This window comes from Vibrio sp. B1FIG11 (genome assembly GCF_905175335.1).
Lineage (GTDB): Bacteria > Pseudomonadota > Gammaproteobacteria > Enterobacterales > Vibrionaceae > Vibrio > Vibrio campbellii.
In genome coordinates this window covers 1524266-1541866 of sequence record NZ_HG992752.1, presented here as the reverse complement: position 1 = coordinate 1541866, position 17601 = coordinate 1524266, and the positions used below count along the sequence as shown (strand labels likewise).

The following is a 17601-nucleotide window of genomic DNA, read 5'->3' as shown; positions in this document are numbered from 1 at the left end:
GATTTCGTTTCCAAGTTAAAAATAATCCTCAGGGGTAATTTGTAGTTGATTACTCTGGAGGAAATTATGAAAAAGACACTTCTCGCAGCTGCATTATTTACGGGGCTTACAGGTATTGCACAAGCTGAGCAAAAAGTCGTGGCAGGCTATTTTGCCGATTGGCAGTACGCAAATGCAGACAACCCATACACGGTTAAAGACATTCCGGCTGATAACCTAACTCATATTATCTACGCATTTTTAAGTATGTGTGGTCCTCACACTGGTGCCTCGGAAAATATTCAAAAGCTGGTTGCAAAGCACTGTGAAGGCAAAGAACCGTATACGGCGATTTTGGTTGATACCGAGGCGGCCCTTGAAAAAGATTTTGGTCCGGTCTCTGTAGACGTTCCATATAAAGGGCACTTCGCCCAATTGGCCGAACTTAAGAAGCAACATCCTGATCTAAAAATTCTTCCTTCTTTTGGCGGCTGGACCATGTCTGAACCTTTCCACGCTATGGCTAAAAACCAGCAAGCAATGGATCAGTTCTCTAAAACGGCGGTCGAGTTGATTGCAAAGTACGATTTCTTTGATGGCATTGACTTGGACTGGGAATATCCAGGTGGTGGCGGTTTGACTACGTCTCCTTGGAATCCAGATACCAAGCTGACAGATGAGCAAAAAGCACTAGAGCGTGATGCCTTCACTTACCTAGTTAAAACCATGCGTGGTGATCTAGATGCGTTAGCGAAAAAGACCAAGCGCGATTACGAGCTTTCAACAGCGGTTGGTGTTGGTCCTAAAGCAGCAGGTATTGACTGGAAAGCGGCGCAGCCTTACCTAACCAACATGTTTGCAATGACTTACGACTTCCTTGGTGGTTGGGGGCAGCAAACAGGGCATACCACTAACCTACATGCGACTGACCGCAGTTGGTGGGGAATGGGCGCAGACGTGTTCATTAACCAAATGATTGAGCTGGGTATTCCTAGTGAGAAGTTGGTGATTGGTGCGGCGTTTTATGGTCGCGGTTGGCAAGGAACTAAAGATTTTACCGGTGGTTTGCCAACTCAAGACTTATTGTCAGAGAAAGGCGCGCAGTTTGGTACTGGTGAGAATGGCTACTTCATGTTCTGGGATCTGATGAAGAACTACAGTGCGAAACAAGGATATGAGTATAAATACGATGAGCAAGCTCAAGCGCCATACTTATGGAACCCAGACAAGAAGGTGTTTATCTCATTTGAGGATCAGCGCTCTATCAAAGCCAAAGCAGACTGGGCGAAACAATCTAACTTAGGTGGAATCTTTACATGGGAACTGTCAGGAGATCCGAAAGGAGAGTTAGTCGAAGTGATGTATAAGGAAATGCAGAACTAGTCTCTGTCCCTTACGCTATAGCTACGTAAATCAAGCCGTCGTTATTGTTCGACGGCTTTTTCGTTGTGGTTCTCTTCAGCAAAGCTAACCAACTGTTCGAAAGGGAGTGGTTTGGAATAGAAGTAGCCTTGAATCAAATCACACCCACAAGCAATAAGTTGATCACGTTGATGGCGAGTTTCTACACCTTCAGCAAGCACCTTCATCCCAAAGTTTTTACCAATCGCAATGATGTTTTGCACCATATTCAGTGCTTTTTCATCGTTCTCAATGTTATCGACAAAGCTCTTATCGATTTTGACTTCATCAATTGGCAACGCTTTAAGCATCGAAAGGGAAGAGTAGCCAGTACCGAAGTCATCCAGAGAGAGCTTAAAGCCTAGCGAATGTAGACGTTGGCAAATTGGCGCAAATTTTTCGAGGTCCTCGATGAACAGGTTCTCAGTAATTTCCAGTGTGATGCGACTGTGTTCCACCTTATGTCTATCAATCATGGCCACCAGATCCTCAATGAAGTTGACTTGGATAAATTGTTTGACCGATATATTAATCGACATCTGGATAGACTGTTTTACACGCCCTGTTAAACGTGCCATATCGACGAAACTTTTCTCTATGATTAACTCGCCGAGTCTTACCATCAAACCTGAGCTCTCGGCGACCGGAATGAACTCGTTTGGCGGTACAAATCCAAGCTCTTCATCCTGCCAGCGAACAAGCGCCTCAACGCCATAGATTTCACCATCTCTGTTCAACTGTGGCTGATACACCAAAAACAAACTTTGCCTTTCGATAGCGAGTCTTAAACGTTGCTCTATCTTCATCTTATGGAGGTGCTTCGCTTGCATTTGTTGGTCGAAAATACTGTAAGCGTTACGATCCTTTTTGGCTTGATACATGGCGATATCCGCTGAGCGAAGTAGCGCATCCAAACTTTTGCCATGCGAAGGATAGAGTGCAACACCGACGCTAGAACTTAGAAGGAACTGGTTTTCGTGAACGATGTAAGGTTCGGATAGGTAATGAATAAGATCGCTTGCTAGCGTCCTTACTACGCTGTCGTCTGTTTGATTGACAAGTAAGATGAATTCATCGCTCGCCTCTCTAACAATCAATCGGTCTTCACTGTCGAAACTCTTCAAGCGCAGCGCTATTTGCTTGAGCACTTCATCACCAAATTCATGGCCATGTGTGTCGTTTACTGATTTGAAGTTATCGATATCAATGAACATCAAGGCAAATGGATCTGAAGTTTCATTCAGCCATCTTGTGATGTGTGCTCTCAGATATTCACGGTTAGGCAGTAGTGTTAAATGATCATGATGCGCCTGATAAAGCAGCTTTTGACGCGTTGCGAGCTCGTTATTCGCAATTGAGCGAACCAATGCATAGAAACCTGCTTGGATAAAAAGGAAAACGATGGAGTAGAGAGCAAACTGATCGAAGAAGCCACGTTGGATGTAGCGTAGATCGGTTGAAGAGGAAGCCCAAAGTTTGTAATCAGGTAAATACTTAAGTGTCACCAGTTGATTGATTCTTGGGTCATCGGCAACAATGTTTACCGCACTCGATAAGCTCTTTACGGTATCGCGGCTCCAGCCGTACTTTTTCTCGACTTGCTCAAAGACAATCGCTTTTCTATGTCCATCTGCAGGGAGCGTATAGCTGAATAGATTAGATTGCTCCGCGGAGGTAAAAGTAAGGTAACCGTCTTCACGAACTAATGATACGCGATTGTGTTTATTGGCATGCACGTCGTTTCTGAACACTAAGGAGGAGCTCATGTTAAACCCCGCTGTCATTACTGCTATTACGTCCCCATTCTTATTTCGAATTGCCTTTCGGATAGGGATCACTAATGAATCGAGTGCGGGCATGAAATAGGTTCTGCCAACCACCATGTGTTGGGCTTGAAGTGCAGCTTCGAATGTCCCTTTGGTTTGAGGATCTTGCCTTAGGTTTTGTAGCTTTTGTAAATCCAGGTTAGAGCTGATGGCCAGATAATCCCCCTCAGGGTTAGTAAGGCCAAAAGCGGCGATAGCAGGGTGGATATCCATCAAATCATCAAGCAAGGGACGCATTTGTAGAGAAGCCGTTCGAGTGAAGTCGTTTTGCTCTATCAGTTGGTGCCCAACTACTTCTAACAGCGTTTCTTGTCCTTTGAACAAAGACTCGACGGAGGAGGCAAACAGCTCTAATTGTAAGAGCTGCTTATCTTTGTACTTATCGAGAGTTGCTTCGTAATGATAATGACCAAACAGAGAGAACAAACCCACACTTATCGCAAACAGCGTCATGTAGAGCGTCCAAATGTTCTTCTTTATGCCGATCATATCGTTTTACTGCTCCTGATCTTAACGCTCGATAGGTAGAGAATGGTCTGCACCCCATTCGGTCCAAGAACCGTCGTACACCGACAGGTTGTCCAGACCAATTTGATACGCCGCAAGTAACAAAATGCATGCGGTTACACCGGAGCCACAACTAAAAATGATTGAATTATCACTATCTATTGTTAGTGCGCTAAATATCTGTTGCAACTCTGAATTCGGTTTAATGTGACCGTTGGTTAAGAGTTCTTGAAACGGTAAGCAAACCGAATTTGGAATATGCCCACTGCGTAGCCCTTCTCGTGGTTCTGGCACTTCACCAAGGAAACGAGCTTTGGCTCTTGCATCGATGATGTTTGCACTTTGGTTATTCGAATGAGCAAGTACAGCTTGGGCGCTCAAAAACGCTTCTTGGTTGAGCTTGCCTGAAAAGTTACCTTTTCCGCTTGGTTGCGATAAAGCACTCGTAACAGGAAGCCCAGCTTTAATCCAAGCGGGAAGACCGCCGTTCAGAACTCGAACATTCTCATGACCCATTGCTCTGAACATCCACCATGCTCTTGGTGCGGCAAGTGTCCCTGAGTTGTCGTATACCACGATCAAATCTTCGTTGTTCAAACCGAGCTGTTGCGCGCTTTGGTTGAAGCCTTCTTCTGTTGGCATCATATGTGGCAGAGATGAATCAGGTAAGCAAAAGTCGTTGTCGTAATCAAAGCGGAGGGAATTAGGAAGCCACTTATCTTTAACTTTTTCGCCTTCTGAAGGGATTTGAAACGCAATACTCGCGTCGAGGAGTTTGACGTTAGGTTGGCCGAGTAGGCTATTAAGTTCTTCAGTACTGATCAGTGCTTGCATCGTCTTTTGTTTCCTCAAAGTAGTATGGCGCCTTAAATAACTGTGAAGAGTAAGCTTATTCACAGCTTAAAAACGTGAGCGGTTGCTCGAAGAGTGAATCTGTTGGTTGGCTGAATGTTGCCAATGCACCTTTAGGGCAATGGGTGGAAGTTGGTACAGCGACGCGTTTGATTCCTGATTCTTCCGATTCAATCGTTAGATAACGTCTTTGACCATCGAGTGATTGCGTTAACGTATTTGAAATGACGGTTGCGGTAATGGTCTGTGTTTCATCAGAAGATGTTAGCCACAGAGCCAGACATAATGCGACGATGGCAGCAACAAAGACCAAAATGAAGGTTTTCGGATTGTCCAACGCATTTTCCCGTCAAATGAGTAACCCTACTGTTTTACAACAAAAAAATCGCATGTTCAAAAGAACGATGCGATTTTGAAGTAAAAGAGTGAGGAATTATATTGGAAGGTCGTTTTCTAGACCTTACTCCTATTTGGCTACATGACCCAAGAACTGTCACCAGAACTAATGACTTTCTGGATTGGGTCGCTGCCATCATAGAACCAAATTTCAACAAGCAGGCTGCCTTGGCTATCAGAGACGTTAAAGTCAATGTTCGCTGTACCTTTATCTAGTGGAACAGAAGCAACTTTGCTTGGGTATCTTGCGTCGTAGCTCCCCAAGCTGTTTTCAACAAACTCTTTGTAAACGCTGAGGTGCGCACGTTGTGAAGAAAAACCACTGATGTCTACATTGAGGCTGCCTTCGGTTACAGGGTTGTAGCTGAAGTTATCTGGTACCTCGAGATCCTGCATTGTCACATCTTCTACCGGTACCGTTGTCTCTTCTTCCTCAACGGGTTCTTCATTTTCGTTGGTATCATCCTCTGGCACTGTAGTTTGTGTTGGTGGTGGCGCTGGGGTGCTGTTATCTCCACCACCACCGCCTCCACCACATGCGGTTAGTGCTAATCCCATAATGATTGTAATGAGTGCTTTCATAATGTTATCTCCTATGGAATGTAGCATTTGTTTGGTGCTGGAGCGGTGTGCCAGTCAGTGCTTCGTTCGCCAGCAGATTCTGCCCAAGTTTGGAATTGAGGATAAGCGTCCACCATATTGACACGCTCAAGAGGCCAGTTCCAATCCTCTACTATCAATAGCGCCCATGGTAAGTTGTTGGCGGTTTTGAAGTACTTACCTTGTGCAGGGTCACTTGCATCAACGCCGACGCCGAAGAGGTTTTGGTCGTCAAATTGTTCTGTTGGTGCCTGGTCAGCTAAGTGTACTTCCCACTTTCGACCTGGTTGGAACGTAATGCCATCGCCATGGTAGGTCCCCGGAGTTGCAAAGATGAACGGGTCGTATGGCATAGCTTGAATGGCTGAGCGGTCAGAATCTTCAGTGAAGTAGACATTCAGAGTAAAGGTAAGTGAAACGCTGTCATCACAACCAGACTCGGTTCTGAAATAGCTACAGCTGCTTGCGGCGTGCGTGCTCAAGTCTTCACTGATGATGAAAATCGCTTCGTTAGAAATACTTTCCAAACCGTTTGATGCTTGTTCCACACCATTGAAGGATAGGGTAGTGAGTCCATTTTCAATAGTGCTTCTTAAAACACCAGGTAGTCGGATTGCGAAGCCGTTTTTGTAACCCGCGCCGTAAGCGGCTAAGTCACCGGTAATTTGGATATTTTCAACGTGGCCTGCCAGGCTGGTTTCGGTAATACGGAACTTCACTACTACATCGTTCATGTCGTAGTCAGCAGTGTATGGCCAGTTATCTTCATAAGCGACGGTCGCGTAATTTTCTGCGCTTGGGAAGTATTCTACGGTGTATCCATTGCCAGTAATGGTAATTGGATGGTCTTCTACCTCACCAGATGTAGAGCCGCCAAAGTAATTCAACCCCGTTTGTTGGCTAAAGCGGAATCGGCTCCAGCTCGCCCCCTCAGTAGCGGCAGTGGAAACCACGAATGGCAGAGGATTATTACCCGCAGAGAGCAGCTCATCGGTAAAGACTTGTTCGCCGGCATCATCGAAGTCGCCATCGCGGTTCCAATCAAACCAAGCAGATAAGTACCCAGATGTGGATGCTGTGACATTGATGATGGAGCTTAAGCCCGGATCGAGTGCTGAAACAAAACCGACGCCATCTTCATCGGCCGTGCCCACAGAGTTGTCATTGGCTTGACCGTCAGCGTCACCATCTGGCGCGACAGCTCCTAACCAAGTGACATCATCGATTTCATGGCGTGGCCCGTTGGAAGCAAGTGTTGTGCTGTAGCTATCAGGAGCGTCACCAAAATCGATGGGGTCGTCTTCATCAATCACTGGAGCATTCGCGCAACGGGCACCATCGTTTTGGCTTGAGCTTGGACCGTTAGAGACAAATTCAACCGCTGGTACAATACCTGCGGCAATGTTTGCTGCGTTATCTTCAGATAAGTCCACTCGATAGATCTTACCGTCTTGGTTGCGTGAGACATAATAGTTGCCATTCACATCAAAATAGCCAGCACCAAATGTGCCTAACTCACCAGTATCGCCAATGGCAGTCGCGTTGCCATTGCTTAGGTCGAATTCGTATAGGATGCCTGAGTTGTTATCAATGCCGTAGAGTGAGCCGTCACCCGGGTGGAAAGCAAAGTCTGTCAGGTTAACGCTGGCTGTTGAGGTGATTCTAACTATGTTTAGTGTCGCGTTTGGATCAGAATCTAGCGGTGATAGGTCAATGGAAAATAGGCCTTTTCCTTTGCGATACAAGTAGTACACGTGATTGTAAACGTCACCTACGTAAAACGTGTGGTCGGTAGGCAGACCCGAAACACTGAGTGTTTCAGCTTGAAAGTCTTTACCTAATCGAACGATTTTCTTGTTTGTAGTGTCATAGCCGTAAATGTAACGGTCAGTGAAGTCAAAACCCACGCCGTTAATACCCGAAGCTAAGCCTGTGTCATCTTCTAATAGAGTAGTAGAACCCGTAACCAAGTTGACGCCATAGATTTGAACTGGGGTTGACTGAAATAGATATGCTTTGCTTGGGCAAGTATCGAATGGGGTGGCTTGAGCGTAAGTGCTCGCCATCAGAGTCCCAAGTAACAATGATATCCCTTTCATAATTCGCCCTCTCGTTGGTTGGTGATATATGCAATGAAAGGAGTGTGCCAACTGGTATCGTTAGGTATATCAATGTGTTAAATATGCGTTCACCATTATTCTTAATATGAATCTCAAAATGACACTCGGTTTAAGCGGTTTTCAAAACCGCTGTCTTGCCGAGAGCTTCGCACGTACACCGTCCCCTATCTAGCTCGCACGTATTTGGGATCGATCCCAATTGTGGTTTCTTATGAAGTCCATACTTTTTCACTGAAAGTGCTATCTAGGTGAGAGGATATTATTGAAGAATTACAATTAACTCTAGTAGCAGCAACCACTTAAATACCATTACTTATTTATAGTGTTACAAAGAACAATAATAATTTATGCAATATTTATGAGTATGGTTGCTTTAGTGTTTAATCGCACTGATAAAATAAAAAACTAAAGTGTTTGAAATTTAGGTGTTTGTTAAATGTTATGCCTAATTATAAATAAGGCAAACTATAATTAGATTAAATGATAATACTTCTCATTAGTTTGATCTATTTAATGCATTTGGTTAAAAGTTATTAATTAACTTTAAAAAAACAACCCAAGACATTAATGTTTTTTCAAATTCAAAGGAGAAGCTCTTGATATGGAAAAACACTTACCTTTAATAATAAATGGGCAAATAGTTTCTACTGAAGAAAATCGATTTGAGATCAGTTTTGAAGAAAAAAAAGTTAAGATTGATTCCTTTAATCATGTTCATTTAACTCAGATGGTGACTCATGATTATTTAAATGATCTAAATATAAATAACATCATCAATTTTCTTTATACAACGGGGCAGCGTTGGAAGAGCGAAGAGTATTCAAGAAGAAGGGCATATATTCGGTCTCTTATTACTTATTTGGGGTATTCACCACAAATGGCGAAACTCGAAGCAAATTGGATTGCAATGATCCTTTGCTCTAAGAGTGCGCTCTACGACATTATTGATACCGAACTTGGCTCTACGCATATACAAGATGAATGGTTACCGCAGGGTGAGTGTTATGTGAGGGCTTTTCCTAAAGGACGCACGATGCATTTGCTTGCGGGGAACGTTCCTCTCTCCGGTGTGACCTCAATACTACGAGGCATACTGACGAGAAACCAATGTATTGTGAGAATGTCAGCATCGGATCCATTTACTGCCCATGCGCTAGCGATGAGCTTTATTGACGTCGATCCCAACCATCCTATTTCTCGTTCTATTTCCGTATTGTATTGGCCTCATACATCGGATACGACACTCGCTGAAGAATTACTGAGTCATATGGATGCAGTGGTTGCTTGGGGGGGGGCGAGATGCCATTGATTGGGCGGTTAAGCATTCTCCTTCACACATCGATGTTTTGAAGTTTGGTCCAAAGAAGAGTTTTACCGTGTTAGACCATCCAGCCGATCTAGAAGAAGCCGCCTCGGGTGTTGCTCATGATATTTGCTTTTATGACCAAAATGCCTGCTTTTCGACTCAGAATATTTATTTTTCTGGAGATAAGTATGAAGAATTTAAATCAAAACTTGTTGAAAAACTGAATCTTTATCAAGAAGTTTTACCAAAATCAAAGCAAAGTTTTGATGATGAAGCTTTATTTTCTATGACTCGTCTTGAGTGTCAATTTTCTGGGTTGAAAGTTATATCAGAACCGGAAAATAACTGGATGATCATCGAGTCAGAGCCCGGGGTTGAATATAACCATCCATTAAGTCGTTGCGTTTATGTCCACAAAGTAAATAAGGTTGATGATGTTGTTCAATATATAGAAAAACATCAAACACAAACGATTTCTTTTTATCCATGGGAATCTTCCAAGAAATATCGAGATGCATTCGCCGCAAAAGGAGTAGAAAGAATCGTTGAATCTGGGATGAATAATATATTTAGAGCTGGTGGCGCACATGATGCAATGCGTCCACTTCAACGTTTAGTTCGATTTGTTTCTCATGAAAGACCATATAACTTCACCACTAAGGATGTATCTGTCGAAATAGAGCAAACCCGCTTTCTTGAAGAAGATAAATTCTTGGTTTTCGTCCCTTAAATAAGGAAATTTACAATGAATAATCAATGCAAGACTATTGCACACGTGTTGTGCGTGAACAATGGTCAGGAACTTCACGTCTGGGAAACGCCCCCAAAAGAAAATGTGCCTTCTAAAAATAGCACCATTTTAATTGCTTCTGGTTTTGCCAGAAGAATGGATCACTTTGCTGGGTTAGCTGAATATCTATCTGAAAACGGTTTCCATGTGTTCCGTTATGACTCTCTTCATCATGTGGGGCTCAGCTCGGGTTCGATTGATGAATTCACCATGACGACGGGCAAAAACAGTTTGTGCACTGTTTATCACTGGCTGCAGACCAAGGGTACACAAAACATTGGCTTGATTGCAGCAAGTCTCTCAGCTCGTGTCGCCTATGAAGTGGTTTCTGACCTTGAGCTGTCTTTTCTGATTACTGCGGTTGGTGTGGTGAACTTGCGTGACACACTAGAAAAAGCGCTTGGTTTTGATTACCTCAGTTTGCCTATCGATGAGTTACCAAACGATCTTGATTTTGAAGGCCATAAGCTTGGTTCTGAAGTGTTCGTTCGCGACTGCTTCGAGCACCACTGGGATACCTTAGATTCTACTCTCGACAAAGTAGCCAATACCTCGGTTCCTTTAATCGCGTTTACCGCTAACAACGATGATTGGGTTAAGCAAGAGGAAGTCTATGACATGTTAGCGCATATCCGCAGTGGGCATTGCAAGCTTTACTCCTTGCTTGGTAGCTCTCATGACTTGGGTGAGAACTTGGTCGTGTTACGTAATTTCTACCAATCCGTCACCAAAGCCGCCATCGCAATGGATGGAGGCAGCTTAGAAATCGACGTCGACTTTATTGAGCCTGATTTTGAACAACTCACCATCGCGACTGTGAATGAACGTCGCTTGAAAGCGGAAATTGAAAGCCGTGCGCCAGAAATGGCTTAGGTCTTATCGTAATACCAATAAATAAGGAAATGTTATGAAATTTGGAAACTTCCTTCTCACTTATCAGCCACCTGAGCTATCTCAGACCGAAGTGATGAAGCGATTGGTTAATCTGGGCAAAGCGTCTGAAGGTTGTGGTTTCGACACTGTTTGGTTACTAGAGCACCACTTCACTGAATTTGGGTTGTTAGGGAATCCTTATGTTGCTGCCGCACATCTATTAGGTGCGACAGAAAAGCTCAATGTTGGCACCGCAGCCATTGTATTGCCGACTGCCCATCCGGTTCGACAAGCAGAAGACGTAAACCTACTGGATCAAATGTCGAAAGGACGATTCCGTTTTGGTATTTGTCGCGGTTTGTACGACAAAGATTTCCGTGTCTTTGGTACAGACATGGATAACAGCCGAGCCTTAATGGACTGTTGGTATGACTTGATGAAAGAAGGCTTCAATGAAGGCTATATCGCGGCGGATAACGAACATATTAAGTTCCCGAAAATCCAACTGAATCCATCGGCTTACACACAAGGTGGCGCTCCTGTTTATGTCGTCGCGGAGTCAGCATCAACGACAGAATGGGCTGCAGAGCGTGGCCTACCAATGATTCTAAGCTGGATCATCAACACTCACGAGAAGAAAGCGCAGCTTGATCTTTACAATGAAGTCGCGACTGAGCATGGCTACGATGTGACTAAGATTGACCACTGTTTGTCTTACATCACCTCCGTCGATCATGACTCAAATAAAGCCAAAGATATTTGCCGCAACTTCTTGGGTCATTGGTACGACTCATACGTTAATGCCACCAAGATTTTTGACGACTCTGACCAAACAAAAGGCTACGACTTCAATAAAGGCCAATGGCGCGATTTTGTCTTGAAAGGCCACAAAGATACCAACCGCCGAATTGATTACAGCTACGAAATCAACCCAGTAGGGACGCCTGAAGAGTGTATCGCGATTATCCAGCAAGATATCGATGCGACGGGTATTAACAATATTTGTTGTGGTTTTGAAGCAAACGGTTCTGAAGAAGAAATTATCGCATCTATGAAGCTATTCCAGTCTGATGTGATGCCATATCTCAAAGAAAAACAGTAATTAATATTTTCTAAAAGGAAAGAGACATGAAATTTGGATTATTCTTCCTCAATTTTATGAATTCAAAGCGTTCTTCTGATCAAGTCATCGAAGAAATGTTAGATACCGCACATTACGTAGATCAGTTGAAGTTTGACACGTTGGCTGTTTACGAAAACCATTTCTCCAACAATGGTGTGGTTGGTGCCCCATTAACAGTGGCTGGTTTTTTACTTGGTATGACAAAGAACGCCAAAGTGGCTTCGTTGAATCACGTTATTACTACACATCATCCAGTACGTGTGGCGGAAGAAGCGTGTCTACTCGACCAAATGAGTGAAGGCCGTTTTGTCTTTGGCTTTAGTGATTGTGAAAAGAGTGCAGATATGCGCTTCTTTAATCGACCAACGGATTCTCAGTTTCAGTTGTTCAGTGAGTGTCACAAGATCATCAATGATGCATTCACTACTGGGTACTGCCATCCAAACAATGATTTTTATAGTTTTCCTAAAATCTCCGTTAACCCACACGCGTTCACTCAAGGCGGTCCTGCGCAATTTGTGAATGCGACGAGCAAAGAAGTGGTTGAATGGGCGGCTAAGTTAGGGCTTCCACTCGTGTTTAAATGGGACGACTCAAACGCGCAAAGAAAAGAATACGCCGGTTTTTACCACGAAGTTGCTCAGGCACATGGTGTCGATGTTAGTCAGGTTCGACACAAGCTAACGCTGTTGGTCAACCAAAATGTAGATGGTGAAGTAGCAAGGGCAGAAGCACGCGTGTATTTGGAAGAGTTTGTCCGTGAGTCTTACCCAAATACCGACTTTGAGCAAAAAATGGCAGAGCTGTTGTCAGAAAATGCCATCGGTACTTATGAAGAAAGTACTCAGGCAGCGCGAGTTGCGATTGAGTGTTGTGGTGCCGCGGACCTACTGATGTCTTTTGAGTCGATGGAAGATAAAGCGCAGCAAAGAGCGGTTATCGACGTGGTAAACGCCAACATCGTCAAATACCACTCGTAACGTTTAACTGATGCTGAAGGGGCAGCGATGCCCCTTATATCACCATTCTTTTCGCGCGATAGCGCTAACTAATAGAGGCATTTATATGGACGTACTTTCAGCGGTTAAGCAGGAAAATATCGCAGCGAGCACAGAAATCGATGACTTGATTTTCATGGGAACTCCTCAGCAATGGTCATTGCAGGAACAAAAACAGCTGACATCTCGCCTTGTTAAAGGGGCATATCAATACCATTACCACAATAATGACGACTATCGTCAGTTCTGCGAGAGGCTGGGAGTCGGAGAGGTGGTGGAAGATCTCAACGAGATCCCCGTTTTCCCTACTTCTATTTTTAAGTTGAAGACCCTATTAACACTTGACGATGACGAGGTTGAGAATCGCTTTACTAGCAGCGGTACTAGTGGCATCAAAAGTATTGTCGCACGAGATAGACTCAGTATTGAGCGGCTTCTTGGCTCAGTAAATTTCGGTATGAATTACGTTGGTGATTGGTTTGACCATCAGATGGAGTTGGTGAACTTGGGCCCAGATCGCTTTAATGCCAACAATATTTGGTTCAAGTACGTCATGAGCTTAGTCGAGCTCCTTTATCCGACCGCATTTACTGTCACTGAGGATGAGATCGACTTTGAGGCGACGCTAGCTAATATGAATCGTATTAAGCATTCTGGTAAAACCATTTGTCTTATCGGCCCTCCTTATTTTATCTATCTACTGTGCTGTTTCATGCGCGAGCAAGGTCAAACTTTCAATGGTGGTCGCGATCTTTACATCATCACTGGCGGCGGCTGGAAAAAACATCAGGATCAATCGCTCGATAGAGACGAGTTCAACCAACTTTTGTGTGAGACTTTTACCTTAGAAAGCGCAGAGCAGATTCGAGACACATTTAATCAAGTTGAACTGAACACCTGCTTTTTTGAAGATACAGAACACAAAAAGCGTGTACCTCCCTGGGTCTTTGCAAGAGCTCTGGATCCTAAAACATTAAAGCCGCTTCCGCATGGCCAACCAGGACTGATGAGCTATATGGATGCCTCGGCGGTTAGCTATCCATGTTTTCTAGTGACGGATGATATAGGCATCGTGCGAGAAGAAGAAGGCGATCGCCCGGGAACTACTATTGAGATCGTTAGAAGAGTTAAGACGCGAGGTATGAAGGGGTGTGCTCTCAGTATGTCTCAAGCGTTTACAGCTAAGAATGAAGGAGGCAACTGACATGTTATGTTCGATAGAAAAAATTGAGCCGCTAACTAGCTTCATATTCCGAGTGTTGCTCAAGCCGGATCAGCCTTTTGAATTTAGGGCAGGGCAGTACATTAACGTCAGTTTAAGCTTTGGTAGTTTACCGTTTTCTATAGCCTCATGTCCTTCTAATGGTGCGTTTTTAGAACTCCATATTGGTGGCTCAGATATCAGCAAGAAAAATACGCTTGTGATGGAAGAACTCACCAATTCGTGGATCTGCGGCAACATGGTTGAAGTCAGTGAGGCGCGAGGCGACGCTTGGCTGCGTGATGAGAGTGTCAAACCCTTGTTATTGGTCGCAGGCGGGACCGGAATGTCTTACACCCTAAGTATTTTGAAAAATAGCTTGGAGCAAGGGTTTACCCAGCCGATTTACGTCTATTGGGGTGCCAAGGATATGGATAACCTGTATGTGCATGACGAACTGGTGGATATTGCGCTTGAAAACAAAAACGTCAGTTACGTGCCAGTTACTGAAATATCAACCTGTCCCCAGTACGCTAAGCAAGGAAAGGTGTTGGAGTGTGTGATGAGTGATTTCCGTAATTTATCTGAGTTCGATATCTACTTGTGTGGTCCTTGCAAAATGGTTGAAGTGGCTCGTGATTGGTTCTGTGACAAAAGAGGGGCAGAACCAGAGCAACTTTACGCGGACGCGTTCGCTTATTTGTAATCAGTATCAAGGAGAAGAAACTATGAGCTCAACGTCACTACTAGATGAGTTTGGCACTCCAGTACAAAGGGTAGAAAGAGCGATTGAGGCTCTGAAAAATGGCCTTGGTGTTCTATTAATGGATGATGAGGATCGCGAGAACGAAGGCGACCTTATCTTCTCTGCACAGCATCTTACCGAAGCGCAAATGGCACTCATGATTCGTGAATGCAGTGGCATCGTGTGTTTGTGCTTAACGGAGGAACGCGCCAATTGGTTAGAGCTTCCTCCTATGGTGAAAGATAATCGCAGTAAAAACCAGACCGCTTTTACGGTTTCGATTGAAGCGAAAGAAGGGGTGACGACAGGGGTCTCTGCGAAAGATCGCGTTACAACGGTCAAAACGGCCACTTATTTTGATGCTCAACCAGAAGATTTAGCAAGACCAGGCCATGTTTTTCCACTGGTTGCGAAAACAAATGGCGTGTTGGCCCGTCGAGGTCATACCGAAGGTACGATCGATTTGATGTATCTAGCAAACTTAGTCCCATCAGGGATCCTTTGTGAACTGACTAACCCTGATGGAACCATGGCGAAACTGCCAGAGACCATTGAGTTTGCAAGGCGTCATGGAATGCCAGTACTCACTATTGAAGATATCGTCGATTATCGAGCGGGTATCGACCTGAGAAATGAATATGAGAGTGGCTTAGTGTGTGAAGTGAGTTGGTCTTAGTATTTAAAGTTCCTTTGTTTGTTCAGTCGCCTAGCTGACTTTCCGCCCTTATCGGGCGGTTTTTTTGTTTTGCAGAAGTCAAAAATAAACCCGCAAAAGCGGGCTTATTGATATAAGGTGGTTAGTTGCAAGCCGGTTAGTTGCAAACAAGCTAGTTGCAAACCGGGCAGGTTGGCATTTTCATCAGATTCATTTCTCGCCAAGACATACTGAGCGCATCCAAAATCAGAATTTTGCCTTTCTTTGGTTGGCCGTAATCAGCTATCACTTTAATCGCTTCCATCGCTTGTACTGCGCCAACAATACCAACAACAGGCGCCATGACTCCGGCTTCGACACAACTTAACGCACCACTGCCAAAAAGGGCACTCAAGCACTGGTAACATGGTTGCGCTGGGTCATCGTAAGTAAACACGCTCACTTGGCCTTCCATGCGAATGGCGGCGCCTGAAATTAGCGGTGTTTTGGTCGCAAAACATAGGCGGTTAAGTTGATTACGCGTATCTACGTTATCTGATGCATCAACAACAATTGTGTGCTGCTCGATCAAGCTTTTTAGCTCTGTATCATCAAGACGCTTTGCGATGGTATCTACAATGATGTGCGGGTTAAGTTCGCGTAGTGCATCTGCCGCTGATTCTACCTTCTTACGGCCAATATCCGCATCGTGATGCAGTACTTGGCGTTGAAGGTTAGACAACTCGACGATATCATCATCAATCAGCGTGATTTTACCGACACCGGCAGTGGCCAAATATTGGCTTGATGCACAACCTAAGCCGCCAGCACCAAGCATCAATACTGACGCTTGTTTGAGCGCCTCTTGCCCTTCAAAGTCAAATTGACGAAGAATGATTTGGCGGTTGTAACGCAGCATTTCCTGATCGGAAAGAATATCCACAACGATTTCCTAGTATAGGGTTGAGTTGAATAGTTGGATCTGAACCGTTTCACCCACTTCAACACGGCCGCGCTCACGCTCTAACACAACAAAACAGTTCGCTAGGCTCATGGAGCGGAATGCGCCAGAGCTTTGGTTACCGGTTGTTTCAACTACAAACTTGCCATCTTCCAATGTGTAGATACCACGTTGGTAATCGGTACGCCCCGGTGCTTTCTTAAAGGCGGTTTTGGTTGTTGCAGGAATAGACTCAGGTGCTTTCCATTCTGTATGGCCTGCAAGTTTTGCCAGCATCGGTTGAACAAGCACGTACATGGTAAGTACGGCAGAAACAGGGTTACCCGGCAGACCACAGAACCAAGCAGTACTTAGCTTGCCAAATGCGAAAGGTTTACCCGGCTTGATTGCTAGCTTCCAGAAGCCAATTTCACCAAGCTCTTCAAGAATGTCCTTGGTGTAATCCGCTTCGCCGACGCTAACACCACCAGAGGTAACAACGACATCAGCCAACGTTTGCGCTTGTTCAAAAGTTGCTTTCAGAGCCTCTGGGCAATCTGGAATGATGCCAAGATCAATCGCCTCACAACCGAAGTTCTCGATAAGCGGTTTAATACCGTAACGGTTGCTGTCGTAGATCTGACCTTCGTCTAATGGTTCGCCTAGTGATTTAAGTTCATCACCAGTAGAGAAGAAAGCAACTTTTGGTTTACGCGCTAGCGTCACATGGCTTACACCAAGAGACGCAATCATCGGAATATCGCGAGGTGTTAAACGCGCACCTTGTGCAAGCACGATGTCGCCCTGCTTGATGTCGTCACCTGTTGGGCGGATGTTGTTTTGCGGTTTCACATCAGTTTGGTTGAACTGAATGCCAGCATCCGTGACTTCTGTGTTTTCTTGCATGATAACGGCGTCGCAACCTTCAGGGATTTTGGCGCCAGTCATGATGCGAACACAGGTACCTTGTGGCCATTCACCTTCAAAAGGTTGTCCTGCAAATGATTTACCTGCTAGAGGCAATACAGAAGATGACTCAAGATCTTGAATGCGAATTGCGTAACCATCCATTGCTGAGTTATCGAATGGCGGTACGTGGATAGGAGACAAGATGTCTTCTGCCAGTACAAAACCGAGTGCTTCAGCAAGTGGAAGAGAAAGCGTAGTTTGGATAGGTTTGATTCGCGATAGCATTTTGTCCATCGCTTCTTCAATTGGCATCAAGCCAGGTGCGTCGCAGCAGCCCATTGAGAAAATCCTGTGTTCTTTTGTTTTGTGGCAACTTTACCATAAAAAGGGGACCGAGTAAG

Annotated in this window: 14 protein-coding genes and 1 pseudogene; 8 read left to right on the top strand and 7 right to left on the bottom strand. The window is 44.6% G+C overall.

Annotated features, from left to right (window positions below):
* Nucleotides 1-66 precede the first annotated feature (66 nt).
* A complete protein-coding gene (locus KHO06_RS23525) occupies nucleotides 67-1362 on the top strand; it encodes a glycoside hydrolase family 18 protein (RefSeq protein ID WP_212582661.1) in 1296 nt (431 codons plus the stop codon).
* A gap of 41 nt (nucleotides 1363-1403) precedes the next feature.
* On the opposite strand, the gene KHO06_RS23520 is transcribed toward KHO06_RS23525, so the two are convergent.
* The 5 genes from KHO06_RS23520 to KHO06_RS23500 form a co-directional block, all read right to left on the bottom strand.
* A complete protein-coding gene (locus tag KHO06_RS23520; protein ID WP_212582660.1) occupies nucleotides 1404-3695 on the bottom strand; it encodes an EAL domain-containing protein in 2292 nt (763 codons plus the stop codon).
* A gap of 21 nt (nucleotides 3696-3716) precedes the next feature.
* Nucleotides 3717-4547: a sulfurtransferase gene (locus KHO06_RS23515; protein WP_212582659.1), complete on the bottom strand. Its 831-nt coding sequence runs from the start codon at nucleotides 4545-4547 to the stop codon at nucleotides 3717-3719.
* Nucleotides 4548-4602: 55 nt separating this feature from the next.
* Nucleotides 4603-4902, bottom strand: a complete 300-nt coding sequence (locus tag KHO06_RS23510) for a hypothetical protein (RefSeq protein ID WP_005425945.1) — start codon at nucleotides 4900-4902, stop codon at nucleotides 4603-4605.
* A 137-nt stretch (nucleotides 4903-5039) separates the two neighbouring features.
* On the bottom strand, nucleotides 5040-5543 hold the full coding sequence (locus tag KHO06_RS23505; protein WP_212582658.1) for a hypothetical protein: 504 nt from the start codon (nucleotides 5541-5543) through the stop codon (nucleotides 5040-5042).
* Between the two features lie 11 nt (nucleotides 5544-5554).
* Nucleotides 5555-7660 carry an LruC domain-containing protein gene (locus KHO06_RS23500; RefSeq protein ID WP_212582657.1) on the bottom strand — a complete coding sequence of 702 codons (2106 nt, stop codon included), beginning with the start codon at nucleotides 7658-7660 and terminating at the stop codon, nucleotides 5555-5557.
* A 622-nt stretch (nucleotides 7661-8282) separates the two neighbouring features.
* Here KHO06_RS23500 and KHO06_RS23495 point away from each other — a divergent pair.
* The 7 genes and pseudogenes from KHO06_RS23495 (at nucleotide 8283) to ribB (ending at nucleotide 15393) form a co-directional block, all read left to right on the top strand.
* Nucleotides 8283-9717: pseudogene (locus tag KHO06_RS23495) on the top strand (aldehyde dehydrogenase family protein).
* A 15-nt stretch (nucleotides 9718-9732) separates the two neighbouring features.
* Complete coding sequence (locus KHO06_RS23490; RefSeq protein WP_212582656.1) at nucleotides 9733-10650, top strand: acyl transferase; 918 nt, start codon at nucleotides 9733-9735, stop codon at nucleotides 10648-10650.
* Between the two features lie 34 nt (nucleotides 10651-10684).
* The gene (locus KHO06_RS23485) at nucleotides 10685-11752 is read left to right on the top strand and encodes an alkanal monooxygenase (protein ID WP_038888446.1); all 1068 of its coding nucleotides are present in this window, start codon (nucleotides 10685-10687) and stop codon (nucleotides 11750-11752) included.
* A gap of 26 nt (nucleotides 11753-11778) precedes the next feature.
* Nucleotides 11779-12753: an alkanal monooxygenase gene (locus KHO06_RS23480; RefSeq protein WP_212582655.1), complete on the top strand. Its 975-nt coding sequence runs from the start codon at nucleotides 11779-11781 to the stop codon at nucleotides 12751-12753.
* A gap of 85 nt (nucleotides 12754-12838) precedes the next feature.
* Nucleotides 12839-13975 (top strand): long-chain fatty acid--CoA ligase, encoded by a 1137-nt coding sequence (locus KHO06_RS23475; protein ID WP_212582654.1) that lies wholly within the window; start codon nucleotides 12839-12841, stop codon nucleotides 13973-13975.
* Nucleotide 13976: 1 nt separating this feature from the next.
* Nucleotides 13977-14678, top strand: a complete 702-nt coding sequence (fre, locus tag KHO06_RS23470; protein WP_043882945.1) for an NAD(P)H-flavin reductase — start codon at nucleotides 13977-13979, stop codon at nucleotides 14676-14678.
* Nucleotides 14679-14700: 22 nt separating this feature from the next.
* The gene (ribB, locus tag KHO06_RS23465; protein WP_005425947.1) at nucleotides 14701-15393 is read left to right on the top strand and encodes a 3,4-dihydroxy-2-butanone-4-phosphate synthase; all 693 of its coding nucleotides are present in this window, start codon (nucleotides 14701-14703) and stop codon (nucleotides 15391-15393) included.
* Nucleotides 15394-15544: 151 nt separating this feature from the next.
* On the opposite strand, the gene moeB is transcribed toward ribB, so the two are convergent.
* Nucleotides 15545-16294: a molybdopterin-synthase adenylyltransferase MoeB gene (gene moeB, locus KHO06_RS23460; RefSeq protein ID WP_005425975.1), complete on the bottom strand. Its 750-nt coding sequence runs from the start codon at nucleotides 16292-16294 to the stop codon at nucleotides 15545-15547.
* Nucleotides 16295-16303: 9 nt separating this feature from the next.
* Nucleotides 16304-17539: a molybdopterin molybdotransferase MoeA gene (gene moeA / locus KHO06_RS23455; protein ID WP_212582653.1), complete on the bottom strand. Its 1236-nt coding sequence runs from the start codon at nucleotides 17537-17539 to the stop codon at nucleotides 16304-16306.
* Nucleotides 17540-17601: the final 62 nt, after the last annotated feature.